General features: G+C 42.4%; 15 protein-coding genes. 9 read left to right on the forward strand and 6 right to left on the reverse strand.

Translation table 11 applies throughout. The features are described from left to right. Positions 1-335 (reverse strand): transposase (locus tag P8O70_15180; GenBank protein MDG2198189.1); only part of this gene is annotated, 335 nt, incomplete at its 3' end. A gap of 796 nt (positions 336-1,131) precedes the next feature. Next, on the reverse strand, positions 1,132-1,269 hold the full coding sequence (locus P8O70_15185) for a hypothetical protein (protein MDG2198190.1): 138 nt from the start codon (positions 1,267-1,269) through the stop codon (positions 1,132-1,134). An 824-nt stretch (positions 1,270-2,093) separates the two neighbouring features. Between P8O70_15185 and P8O70_15190 the strand changes: the two genes are divergently transcribed. From P8O70_15190 to P8O70_15200, 3 genes are all read left to right on the forward strand, one after another. Beyond that, positions 2,094-2,483 carry a hypothetical protein gene (locus P8O70_15190; GenBank protein MDG2198191.1) on the forward strand — a complete coding sequence of 130 codons (390 nt, stop codon included), beginning with the start codon at positions 2,094-2,096 and terminating at the stop codon, positions 2,481-2,483. A gap of 67 nt (positions 2,484-2,550) precedes the next feature. Then, complete coding sequence (locus P8O70_15195) at positions 2,551-2,949, forward strand: hypothetical protein (protein MDG2198192.1); 399 nt, start codon at positions 2,551-2,553, stop codon at positions 2,947-2,949. Between the two features lie 69 nt (positions 2,950-3,018). Continuing rightward, entirely contained in the window at positions 3,019-3,399 is a 381-nt protein-coding gene (locus P8O70_15200) for a hypothetical protein (GenBank protein ID MDG2198193.1), read from the forward strand. A gap of 233 nt (positions 3,400-3,632) precedes the next feature. Here the strand turns inward: P8O70_15200 and P8O70_15205 are convergent, their stop codons facing one another. After that, complete coding sequence (locus P8O70_15205; GenBank protein ID MDG2198194.1) at positions 3,633-3,815, reverse strand: hypothetical protein; 183 nt, start codon at positions 3,813-3,815, stop codon at positions 3,633-3,635. A gap of 169 nt (positions 3,816-3,984) precedes the next feature. On the opposite strand from P8O70_15205, the gene P8O70_15210 reads away from it, so the two are divergent. Beyond that, positions 3,985-4,197 carry a hypothetical protein gene (locus tag P8O70_15210; protein MDG2198195.1) on the forward strand — a complete coding sequence of 71 codons (213 nt, stop codon included), beginning with the start codon at positions 3,985-3,987 and terminating at the stop codon, positions 4,195-4,197. Between the two features lie 303 nt (positions 4,198-4,500). On the opposite strand, the gene P8O70_15215 is transcribed toward P8O70_15210, so the two are convergent. Both P8O70_15215 and P8O70_15220 read right to left on the reverse strand, forming a co-directional pair. Next, a complete protein-coding gene (locus P8O70_15215) occupies positions 4,501-4,953 on the reverse strand; it encodes a hypothetical protein (protein MDG2198196.1) in 453 nt (150 codons plus the stop codon). Between the two features lie 275 nt (positions 4,954-5,228). Then, the gene (locus P8O70_15220; GenBank protein ID MDG2198197.1) at positions 5,229-5,735 is read right to left on the reverse strand and encodes a hypothetical protein; all 507 of its coding nucleotides are present in this window, start codon (positions 5,733-5,735) and stop codon (positions 5,229-5,231) included. Between the two features lie 333 nt (positions 5,736-6,068). On the opposite strand from P8O70_15220, the gene P8O70_15225 reads away from it, so the two are divergent. Together P8O70_15225 and P8O70_15230 are read left to right on the forward strand one after the other, a co-directional pair. Beyond that, positions 6,069-6,446 (forward strand): hypothetical protein, encoded by a 378-nt coding sequence (locus tag P8O70_15225; GenBank protein MDG2198198.1) that lies wholly within the window; start codon positions 6,069-6,071, stop codon positions 6,444-6,446. A 70-nt stretch (positions 6,447-6,516) separates the two neighbouring features. Next, positions 6,517-6,915, forward strand: a complete 399-nt coding sequence (locus P8O70_15230; protein MDG2198199.1) for a hypothetical protein — start codon at positions 6,517-6,519, stop codon at positions 6,913-6,915. A 100-nt stretch (positions 6,916-7,015) separates the two neighbouring features. Here the strand turns inward: P8O70_15230 and P8O70_15235 are convergent, their stop codons facing one another. Next, on the reverse strand, positions 7,016-7,300 hold the full coding sequence (locus P8O70_15235) for a hypothetical protein (protein ID MDG2198200.1): 285 nt from the start codon (positions 7,298-7,300) through the stop codon (positions 7,016-7,018). A gap of 290 nt (positions 7,301-7,590) precedes the next feature. On the opposite strand from P8O70_15235, the gene P8O70_15240 reads away from it, so the two are divergent. The 3 genes from P8O70_15240 to P8O70_15250 all read left to right on the forward strand — a co-directional run bounded on the left by P8O70_15240 (position 7,591) and on the right by P8O70_15250 (position 12,344). After that, the gene (locus P8O70_15240) at positions 7,591-8,166 is read left to right on the forward strand and encodes a hypothetical protein (GenBank protein ID MDG2198201.1); all 576 of its coding nucleotides are present in this window, start codon (positions 7,591-7,593) and stop codon (positions 8,164-8,166) included. Between the two features lie 634 nt (positions 8,167-8,800). Continuing rightward, on the forward strand, positions 8,801-8,971 hold the full coding sequence (locus P8O70_15245; GenBank protein MDG2198202.1) for a hypothetical protein: 171 nt from the start codon (positions 8,801-8,803) through the stop codon (positions 8,969-8,971). Positions 8,972-9,230: 259 nt separating this feature from the next. Then, positions 9,231-12,344, forward strand: coding sequence for a VapE family protein (locus P8O70_15250; GenBank protein ID MDG2198203.1), 3,114 nt, complete (start codon positions 9,231-9,233; stop codon positions 12,342-12,344). Positions 12,345-12,673: the final 329 nt, after the last annotated feature.

Below are 12,673 nucleotides of genomic sequence, written 5' to 3' on the forward strand. Positions count from 1 at the left end.
GCTTTTTTTGCGCCAGCACTGTGTTGATGGGCCCGCACAATCGTGCTGTCAATCTGGGCATACTCTTTGTCTGCCTCGGCAGCGAGCACTTCACAGACCCATTGCCAGACACCCTGCTTGCCCCAGCGCATGTGACGAGTGTGAATCACCCGAAAGCCGCCAAAGCGTTCGGGCAGGTCACGCCGGGGGATACCGACCCGATAACGGTAGAGCACTGCCTTGACAAAGAGGTGATTATCTTTGGCAGTAACCCCGACTGTACCAACTCTGCCGGGGAGCAGATGTTTGATCCGTTGCCACTGATCATCACAGAGAGCATAGCCTCTGGTAGTCATTGGACTTCTCTTGAATAGGGAAAGGGAAAAGGGCTTTTCCCCCAAAGAGAACGATGTGCCTCAAACGATCAAATGTTTATTTGATGACAGGCCCTAGGTAAATTCCCAAAAAATCTGGGAATTATAGGAATAAATTAACTGATCAGCCATCAGTTGCTCTATCCAGTTGAGGAGCTATAGGCGCGTGAGAGGAGGGAGGCTAGCTGTTTTGAAGCGTTTCAAGTCCAGGAGCACCAGACTTAGCGGGAAGCTCAAAATATCTCTTCGTATTTATCTCCACATAAATTTGATTTTTAGTGCGCCTAATTTGTGCCTACCGTTGATTTAGGTAGGGCCAAAACACGCTAGAAGAAAGCTAATTAACTGATTTTGCCGGCGCACCCACCAGGACTTGAACCTGGAACCTACTGATTAGAAGTTGCATCCATCAGGAATAAGCACATAAAACCACTTGAAAATACAACACTCTACCTGCAATAAATCTGTGTCTTTGTCAATGGTGATTCAAGTGGGTTCAAGTGATTTGAAGCTGTTATTGGCACAAATTTGCACAAAAACTAGGGTCATTGTGCCTCATTTTTTCATGAGTGGATAAATCCAATTATTAGATATCGAATAAATTTTTTTGTATTTGGTGATCAATATTTAGAATTTTTCAATTATCGAGAGCTTAAGGCTCATAACCTGAAGGTCGCATCAACTTATATCAACTGCCAGTAGCCCCCCTTTTCTTTACTCAACTGCCCGTCAATTGACAGTAACTCTTGGCAGCACAGTTACACACCGCACTGTTTTTTCAGGAAGTGGGTATCTCAGCCTCCACTTGTCCCTTTGCCAATTCTTTTCTCTTCAGATGTTCGGCATAAGCCCTGAGAACTAAATAGGTCACCAAGCCCACAAAGTAGGGGAAGACCACACCAAATCCAACAACCATGCTCTGAATGGAATCATATATAAAGAATGGCTTGTCCCGAACTGGATTCTGACTTTTGATGTTGCTGAATTACAATGGTGCAACCGGAAGAAATCTCTCCAATACGACCAGAGAGATCGACAAGACAACGACACTAACTACCCAAAGAAAACACTTTCGATCTTCGTTGAACGTTTCCATATCGCCTCCTGCTGTTTGTTGATTCGACAAATTGACTGAACCCACAACTGTAGTATATCAATAGTGATGGCCACTTCAGAGGATAACTGGGGGAGAAGAGAAAGGACGGGCAAGCAGTTGATGGGCTACACCATCAGTAAAATCAAATCACGGTTATTATAAGGAGAACAAACCAATGGCTGATGCATTAGTTGGAAAAAGAATTAGTACCGTCATACATTGCTCCTGATGAAAACGCTGCAGAAGCGATGAGAGATTATCTTAGCAGCCACAAGGAATTTATGGCGGCTAAGTGCTACAGGGAAGGACCATTGAGATTGATTCATTACTTTTTTCAGAGGGGCCAGAATATGAAAGTGGTACTGCAATTTGGCTTGAAGGAAAGTATCCAAAAAAACTGGTAGAACAATTTTTCATTTATATCACATGTATGAAACTGAAGACAGAGTTCACCATCATTTTATTGAAATTGCAGACTTTCTTCCCGTGCTATCTGAGTTAATAGACACATTTAAAATTGAAGTTAACTTTTCTAATCAACTAAAAGTTATGCAAAGTCTTTGGGACTAAGTGAAGGTCAAGACTGGAACTGGGAAGACTACGAGTGATCTGTGCACATGGCTTAAAAATTATGAGGGGCGAGGATGACCAAAGCTGATGCTTTTGACAGGGCTGTGAAACTTATATTTAAAAACAATGACTTCTCTTTGTTTGATGAAATTTATCATCCTGATTACTCAGCACAGGATCCAACCACTGGTATCACAGTGAATTTGGAAGACGAGAAGCTAGTGCTGTCAACATACAGTGAAGACTACATTTTGGGCCTGTTTCGCATTGTTTATGAGAGTGATGATTTTTTGTGTCTGCATAGATACGTCAAAGGGAATAAAAACTCTGATCCAATTTATTACGCAATCATTTTTATGATTAAGTACAAGGATGGACTAATTCTAACACAAGAAAGTGTTAGAGAACCATTGGATCAGGATCCCAGCGAAGAGCAGAACTGGAACTGGGAAGATTATGAGTGACCACCATGCAGAGTTGGTGGGCTTTTCCATCGTGAAAATCAAATCAAGAACATCATAAGGTGAGAGAATGACTAAAGCAGAGGCATACATAGCAGCTTGGCGACTGGGTTACAGGGGCGATTATTCTCTCGTGGATCAAATTTATCATCCTGATTACAAATCTTTTGATTACAGAACTGGCATCAAGGCAAATTTAGAAGACGACAAGGTCATCACTTCCACACTCAATGCCGTTATGACCATTGGGCATTTCCAAACTATCTATGAAAGCGAAGACTTTTTGTGTGTCGAATGCTTTGTGAAGCGTAATTACACTGAAATCACTGGTTCTGAACCAGATTATGCTGCCCGCATCACCGCTGTGCACTACAAGAATGGAAAGATAATAGAGCAGAAGACATCTACGAATCCTTTAGATTTTGATCCTAGTGAATACTTTGACTGGAACTGGGAAGACTACGAATGATCAAAAAGCAATTGGTAGGCTTGCACCAATAGTAATATCGGATCACGAACATTAGAATGAGAGGAGCGAATGACTAAAGGGGAAACATATGAGCAAGCTTGGCGACTTGGATTTAAAGGAGATTTCTCACAGGTTGATAAACTTTATCATCCAGAATATTCAACTATCGATCACACGACAGGTATCAAATCCAATCTGAATGACGATAAAGCTGTGGTTTCAACACTCAGTGATTCCATTGTTCTTGGTGCCTATGAAGTCGTGTCTGAAAGTGAGGAGAATCTGACGATCAGAGTTTACAGCCGATTCAAAGATTATGAGATATTCCGCTGCGCTACTACTTATGCAACGTACAAAGAAGGGAAGATAATTACTCAGAAAACTGATGGTAGAGAACTGGATTGCGACCCCAGCGAAGGTCAGGACTGGAACTGGGAAGATTACGAGTAATTAGGTTGGAGGTCCTACACCATCACTTTTGGAAATGCCAGTGCCTCTGATGCTGTGTTAAAGAACTTGAGTTTATCACATGAAGCGCACCTAGAACCTTTAAGTGGTTCTGATAGAACGCACCAACATATTTTACAACGCTTGGCTACTTCTTTTAATTTCATTTTCTCTCCCAAAGATGAGGAAATGATCCGGTTATTTGAGTTGCACAGTGCCGGTGATGAAAGGCTCGTTTATACATAAATTCCGACTAATTCTCTCTCAAATCCACCGACTTCCTCATCCGCTTTCCATTCAATCTTTTGAAAAGCAAATTTATCTACTCCTTCATTACTAAGCTCTTCTGCAAGGTTTTCATCTTCCAAAGCAGCACTTGCTAAAAGTTTTTTCAGATCGATATTGGTATAATTGTCCATAAATCCTCCAGAGTTGTTATGTAATTAAATTATGATGGTTAGATTATAATTCAAGGGTTGCTACTTGGGGAGGAGGAATGGGGGATGACTTGGCTAGAATCAGATGAAAATCGGTTGGTGAGCTTTACCATCGTAGAAATTAAAGCACGAAAAACGGTATGAGGAGAGAGTGACAAAAACTGAAGAATTCGATAAAGCACGTCGACTTGCTTATAAGGGTGATTTTTCGCTGGTTGAGAAACTGTATCACCCTGATTGTAAACACTTCGATCATAGAGTTGGATTGGAAGTCAATTTAGATATGCAGAGTGCATTGATGACAGCATATGAAAACACAACTTTTGGTCCATTTCGGGTTATTTATGAAAATGAAGAATTTTGATGCATACAACGCTATCTCAGAAATGAAAGTACTAAAGGTAATTTTGTTTAGTCATTGGTTTCTGGCATTAATTATATAGATGGAAAAATCATTCGACATGAAACATCTGCTGAAGAACTAGACTACGACCCCAGCGAAGGCCAAGACTGGAACTGGGAGGACTATGAGTGATTGGGTAAAGAAACCCCAGCCTCTTTTGAGGCTCGGATTTACTTGGCGTTGAAGAATTTGTGCATTGGGGTGGCTCAGTATTTCTTAATCCCTAAGTATCTCAGAGAATTAAAGTCTCATCTGGGCCTACAATCAATCGGCCATAGTTCCAATTACGCTACCAGCTAAAATACCTCCAACAGCATAAGCTCCAACAAACTCATTCAATTTTGGGAAATCATCCCACGTTTGTGCAGAAGCCATATGGGCCTGAAAGCCTGAAGCATCACGATAAGCTTCGAAAACTCCTAAATATGTGAAACCTGTTGTGCCCTGACTTGGATCATTATTTTTGAATTCAGGAGCCTTGGTCACGACATACACAATTGGATTTGGCTCCTTTGGTCCCTGATGGGTGGCTCGCATCCATTTCTCATGGCTCTGAAATAGTTTCTCCACCTCCCCCACTTTGTTATCTGGCACTCGCATCATCATCATAAATGTAGATGAATCTTTCGTGACCACAGCCTTGCTGGAATGACCTCCAGCAAGTGCTAATGAAATTGGAAAAAGCAGAATTAGAACAATTGTGATTAGCTTAGACATAATAAGTATCCATTAATAGTGGAAATGGCATCATTGCCGCGTAAGTCAATTAAGAAAAAATTAACCTACTGAATGATAATACTAATATTTGGCTTTTCTAAATGGCAAGACAGGTTGGAGAAATGATCAAAAGATTCTAACTGACCTTTCTCAAGTGAAAGTTTGGTTCCTTTGGTGTTGAAGAATTTGTGCAGGAGAGGAAAGTCGCATCAAGGAGTCTTTGCTCTTGGCAAAAAGTTTTAGAGAGAGATTGCAAGATTGTTCTTCGAATCAGATCATTCTCCCTTTGGCTCATTCATTACAAGTCCTTCGAGCATGTACAAATCAAACCCCGATGCATCTTCTTTATCAATTTGCTCCTTTTCGTTGAGGCTTAGTTCAAGAATTTTTCCTTCAAATTCTCCGTAACCATCGAACCACATTACACAAACTGTCGAACCCGCAGTAATCTCGCAGCGTGAATGTCCTGCAAATCCAGACAGAGGATTTTTTTCAGAAATCCAATTGAATCTGGCAACAATACTCCCACTCAAATTATCGTCCAAAATCGTTAAACCAAATTCACTTTCACTCTTTCCTTTGAAACCAAAACCTTCTCCAAAAATTGAAACTTCTCCAAAGCGTTTAATGGTGTGAAAGTGTGTTCTTTTTCCTGAATCCTTCCAGCTTTTACCGTACTCAGCAGAGATCATTTTATACCAACCTTCGACTGGAATTCTCTGAGCTATTACCGGTGATCCAAGTAAGACTAACCCAAGCAACATGATAATAACTTTTTTCATTATATTCCTCACCCAACAATAATTGTGTTTGCTATATTTGGCGAAAGCACATACCTACAAACGTTCGTCCATTGAGATGGTAGAGAAACTTTTCCACTTTGGGTTTCTGAAGTCAAGTTTGAGAAGCTAAGGGGTTAGTCTAAGGATTATGATTAGCTAAACTTAGATATATTGGGCTGTCTATTAAATATTATTTAAAATAATGTTTAACAGATATCAAACAGCTTGTAATCAATACTTTTAGATGCTAGAAGCCAGAAACTGGCAGGGCCAGCACCAGTTGGGTTTATTGTGAGTGAAGTCAAATCACAGACAACAGCATAAGGAGCATGTATGACTAAGGCAGAAGAATTCGATAAAGCACGTCGACTTGCTTACAAGGGAGATTTCTCATTGGTTGAGAAGTTATATCATCCTGAATGTAAGAGTTTTGATCATCGAGTTGGTATGGAAGTAAACCTAGATATGCAGAATGCACTTGTGCCGGTCTACGACTGCAGATTCGGCCCGATGAAACCACTGTATGAGAATTTTGAGTGTCTAAGCATTCACCGATACATCAAAGTGCTTGATAAGGAAGTAATGTATTGGTCAGTAATCACTGTACTGAATTATCTGGATGGAAAAATTATCAGACATACTAGTGCAATTGAAACACTAGACTACGACCCCAGCGAAGGGCATGACTGGAATTGGGAAGACTATGAGTGATTGTCAGGTAGACAGTTGGGGAACTACACCGCCACAGAAATCAAATCATTTAGCGTAAGGAGAATGAACTATGGCAAATGCGCTTAAGGGGAAAGCATCTGTAGCAATTGCTTGGGTTTGCCCAAACAAGCTTGCTGCTGAGGCAATGAGAGAGTTTCTGCGGGATCATTTGGAGTGGATGCAATTGAAAAGTTACCAAGATGGACCCTTAAAATTGATACATTATTCAATATCTGAAAGCCCTGAATATGTGCATGATGACATGGCGTGGGGTAAGGGAAAATATCCAGAAACCACTGGCAAAACCATATTTCATTTGTATGAAATCTACGACAATCCTGAGGGATTGCATCATCACTGGATCGAAGGTGCTGATTTTTTCCCCGTCTTGAGTGAGCTCCTCGAAACACATCAAATCGAGGAAAAGGTGATGAACCAAATGACAGTGATGCAAAGCCTGTGGGACTAATCAAACTGGGGACTCCCCCACCCTCTCAAGATTCTGGTGGTGGGGCTGGGTGCGTTGAAGAATTTCTGCAGGGATGGGAGTCACATCACGGAACTACTTCTCATGGCCAATTATGTGTTTCTGAAATCACAGAAATAATTTCTGATGATTCGACGTCCGTACCGCCTTCCGTACGTATTTTTGCGATGTCTTCTCTTTTCCCGAATGCCATTGCAGCTTGTGGGTCATCAACCTCCATCAGAGCAAAGATCTTTGTTTCGTCTGCGTTTGTACCAGCCCAAATCATATTCATTCCTGCTTCCTCCATCATCGGGCTAATCTTTTTATTTGCTTCCAGCCAAGCTGCAAATCCTTTGTTTATCTTAGCAGAACCTAGAATTTTCATTGGAGCGTCCTATTTGTTTTGTTTACATGCAACTAGCAAAAAGGTTCTTTCCAACATGAACTCGATGAAGTCAAGGCTGAGAAGCTAATTATTTAATATATATAAATTCAAAAAATACCCCTATTTTCAGCCTCTGATACAGTTTAGTTGTTCGATATTCGACATTAGCGAACTCATAGAATTAGGACAGAATCACTAGCCTCAGTTAGATAGCTTGACTAAAAATGTTAGTGGTGGGATGGACCAGCAATGAATTAAATTCATTGCTACTTCAAACCTGGGGAGGTTGTATGAGGCGTACCATATTGATTATATTGTTTTTATTACTCTTTGCCACTTCAAGCTGCGCTTTGCTAGGTTTAGAAGAAGAAGAAGAAGAAACCACAGCGGCGGACACTCCTACTGCTTCCACTGTCACAACAGTGACTCTGCGTGCTTATGAGTTAGATGACAATGCAACAAGTTCCTCTACCCCCATAACTAACGCAGAAAAACAGGCTGGAACTTTTACTGAGATCAACGATTCCACGATTTCTAGTAGGGGTTGGACGATGACAGATACTGGAGCTACTTATTCTGTTGAGGTGGGTAAGTCTTGTTATTCTTGGTCAAGAACAACCGCTACTGCACATACAGTCAATGGCGTCTATTATCCAGCTGGACATTATCACTACAACGCTGCTGACCAGACGTCATATTCTAACAGCGTTTACAACTGGACTGAATATGGTCCCGAGCATTCACAATCAGAGATTGATACGACTTGTGGTGCAGGAACCGGAGGAGTAGTCAAAACTGCCAATTCTGACAACTACACTGCAGATGTGACTATCTACTTAAAAATCGATAGCGTTACTACTCAGTAAGCTGGTTCTTTTATCTTCTACAGAACATCCCACAAACAGTCACCACACCTGCACTCTTCCAAGCATTTTCTCTTGCCTGCTGCGAATCTAGCAGTGGCTATGTTAGGAATCTAATCACCATACAATCAATGGCTTGCAGGGTTTAAAAGGTGGTAAGGGCAACAAAAAGGGCAACATTATTGATAACCAGAGCAGATTTGGGACTACTTTGATCTAGTCCCATCCCCACCTCTCGCATCACACCACACTAGAAAACTCTGCATCTGCCATGATGCGAAAAGTAATTTACCCCCCTCCTACCTAGTTCACTAAATCCATCCCTTCTCTGAGGCAAGCCTACCCACTTGAAACTGATCAAACTACTGCCTACCGAATTGCATTGACCTGAGAGGTTTTAAGATAGCTTTCAAAGGGCAAATTTTTTTTGCATACATTTGTAGATAAAAAACAAAATCAAACTGGTGAAGGTTCTGGGTATTTTGAGAGGCATGTCTGAATCGAATGATTACCAACAGTTAGACAGTCATTAATGCGCTAACACTTAATTCGTGACGTATGATGGTACTTGAAGTCATGCGGGTCTATTAATAAAATAGATCCGTGAGTGAGCACAATTCACATAGGAGAAATCCAAATGGAATTGACTACAGAGAGACGAACCCCGAAATGCTTTAGTCTTCCCACATCACTGCTGGATCAACTGGACGAATTACCGAGACGGTCAGTATCAAGATGGGTTGAGGAAACATTGAAGGAGAGACTGAACAGAAGGAATGCTGCGGAGGCTGGACAGCAGGATAAATAAGTTCCAGTGACTACAAACGAAAAACCCCAGCATCCCTGAAGTTTTGGCGACTAGAAGGGAATACCGGGGCAATCTTTAACAACAACCATCTGTGGAAACAGTTGTCTGCATGGTGCAGTTTGGCACTCAATTAATATGATACATCAAATGTGCCTCACTCTCAACGATCATTTTATCCAAAATCGATCGTGCCCAATTGCATCCCTGTAGATATCTGAACCTCCACTGATGGTTTCCCTTCATTGAGGAAGGAACCATCATGCCAGATCATCCAAGTGCCACATCGGTCAAAGTATCGATTGGGGCAGAAGATCCCAAAAAACCATCCAGTAAACCATTTACGTTTGGTAATCCAAATAAAATGTCACTTGCTGACATCTATAACCATAACCGCAAACCTGAATCAAAGGATCACATTGCTACAATCAAGGAACTGCGAGATTTTGTAGACCAGCACCAGGACACGATCAACGAACTCCAACTCAGAAAAGATAAACTGCCAGAAGGTGCGACACTCATCCCTAAGGAGCAACAGGAACTAGATCAGCTAAAGGGATGGATGAAGGAAAAGAAGACATGGCTTAGGTGTTTCTGCTGGTCTGGAACATTTGATGTCAATCAAGGTCCACCAAAGAACCATACTCTGAGTCAACACTCTGGACGTCTGCAGATCGACATTGACTGGGAAGGCAAACCCAGAATTCAATCTAAACGACTGAGGGATAAATTAGGCAAGGATCCACATATTGAGGCCAGTCTTCTCAGTCCCAGGGGAAGAGGTGTCAAATGCGGAATGCTGATTCCAATCTGTACCAATGATGCAGAACACAAACAGGCATATTTTGCGGCAGAACGGTACTTCAAAGAGACATATGAAATAAGGATTGATCCTGCTTGTAAGGATGTCCGACGCATCTGTTACTTCTCCCACGATCCCCAGCTCATCACCAACTTCAATGCTGTCCCTCTCGACATCGAGAAGTGGTCACCAGACACAAAACAAACTTCAGAATCCCCATCAGCAGAATCTACTCACACATCTAACCCAAAGTCTCCAAAGGCCAAACAACCCCCAACACTGGAGTATGAGGAACCTACAGAAGAACAGTGGGATGAAATCTTTAATCATATCAAGAATCCTGATGATCGAGGCGTCTGGATTGATGTCGGATTGGCAACCAAGCAACACTTTGGAGATGCCGGATATAAACGTTGGGCGGACTGGTCTAGCAATTCCAGTAAATGGGATGATGTGGAGGAATCTGGACATCGAGAACGTTGGGACAAGTTCAATCCCACAAGCACCAAAGGAATTGCCAAACTGATTGCCAAGGCAAAGGAGGGTGGATGGTCTGGGGTAAAATTGAAAGGACAGAAGAGAACATCCGCTGACGCGGATCATCCAGCACAGGAGGAGAAGGAAACATCGACGAAGTCCAAGTCCCTGTTTGATGCAAGCAAACATCAGATTACCAAGTTTGAGGGAGTCACTGACACCTTAAGTGAGTGGGATGAAACCCTCTGCAGTTTTGTGGCAATCATCCGTGCTGGTAGTTTCGAAGACAGCAGAGGGACACCTCAACAGTTTGCCAGAAAGATTGTCAAACTACGGGGGTATTTAGAGTCTGGGGATAAGAAAAGGTATGACACCAATAAAAAGAAACTGCTGGGGGTAACTCTGGCAGGAGTATTCCGAAATGGCAGGGAAGATAAGCACCTCACTCAGTATTCTGGGTTGGTGCATGTGGATCTGGACAAACTGCAGATTGAGCAGGTTGAAGAGTATTGTAAAATTCTGCAGGAAGACCCATCTGTTCTAGTTGTCTTTGTCAGTGCATCTGGGAGGGGTCTGAATGTCATCTGCTGGCATCCTCTAGGACCTAAACATCATGAAAATGTGTATTGGCTTTTTAAGGGTCATGTCCAGCAGTTGCTCAACTGTGCTGATGATGCCTTTGATGATTCTGTTCGGAATCTCTCCAGCTTGTGCCAAGTCTCCCATGATCCCAATGCCCATCTGGATCTGAATGCATCACCCATTGCTTCTGTTGTTGAGGATCTGGGGGAGATGGATCCTGGTGACATGTCCCATAAGGCAGAAGAACCCAAGGCTGCCAATGAGGCAGAGACTGAAGCAACAGAGAAGGACAGTGCTGATGAGAAGACCCCAAGTACTGCAACCAAATCAGATGCAGGGGAGACAACCAAGGGAAACTTCCACATAGAGAAGAACAAGAGTGGAGAAGATGTTTACGTCCCCAATCACCACAACATCAATGAATTCTTTGACATCAAGAAGTTCCCAATCTGGTACGACACATTCACACGGCAGATACTAACCACAATGGGACAAGATGATGGGACTGTTGTCGAATGGAGTGATGCTCTGACGATCAACCTAACAATGAATTTCCAAAGTGTTAAGGGAATGCGAAGGCTAAGTCGCAACATTGTCGATGACATTATCCATATGTATTCGAAGCAAAAACCACGTAATCAACTGACAGATTGGTTGTCTAGTCTGCAATGGGACAAGACCCCCCGACTGGATCATTGGTTGAGTAGCTACTGTAGAGCAGAGGATAATATCTATGTCAGAGAGGCAGGCCGATGCTGGTTGCTAGGTGCAGTGACCAGAGCATATGAACCAGGGACACAGTTTGATCACTGCCTGATCTTTGAGGGACCTCAAGGGTCTGGTAAGTCCTCGGCAATTCGTATTCTGTCCAATGGTTGGTTTACAGAACTGGAATCTTTCACAGGGAAGGAGTCTGCAGAAGTACTAGCTGGAGGGGTCTGGTTGGTCGAACTGTCGGAACTGGATGGAATGAAGAAAAGTGATGTGGAGTCTGTGAAGAGGTTCATTACTACACTGACTGATCGATACAGACCTGCATACGGTAGGCACGTTGTCAGTATCCCCAGAAGCTGTGTGTTTGCTGGATCTACCAATGAATCTTCATATCTGCGGGACAGTACTGGAAACAGAAGATTCTGGCCGGTCAAGTGTGGAGACATCGACCTGGAGCAGCTGAGAGCAAACAGGGATCTACTGATTGCTGAAGCTGTGCACCGATACAAACAAGGTGAGTCTCTGCTGATGAATCAGGAGGCAAGGGAGATTGCAGTAGAAGCACAGGAAGATCGATTCCAAGTGGACTCCTGGGAAGATGACATCAGAAAGTACATTGAGATTAAGAAGGAAGTCGCAATGTCAGATGTGCTGGAAACAGGATTGTCTCTGGATAACAAATCACTGTGGACCAGGGCAACAGAAATCCGAGTTGGCAATATTTTGATGCGAGAAGGTTGGAAGCGTCGAAGGGTACGAGAAGGCAAACAAAGGGTCTATCGGTACTTCAAAGAAACATAATCTGCTGTTGTCCCTATGTTGTCCCTATGTTTGATGAAGATAGGGACAGCTGAAGACTAGATAAACACTGGGTTGTCCCTATTGTCCCTATCAAATCATATAAAAGATTATGTAAATATAAATGCAGGGTATATAGGACACCTACACACGTACATATGAGTATAAAGTTTGGTCAAATAGATAGGGACAATAGGGACAAGGAAAAAACACAATTCAACTAACTGATACTAATGCTTTATTTTTGTCCCTATGTTGGTGATTAGATAGGGACAAGATAGGGACAAATGGAGAAACAGATAGGGACAGGACAGCTGAATACTAACATTACG

The sequence above is a fragment of the SAR324 cluster bacterium genome (assembly GCA_029245725.1).
In the GTDB taxonomy this organism is placed as follows: domain Bacteria; phylum SAR324; class SAR324; order SAR324; family NAC60-12; genus JCVI-SCAAA005.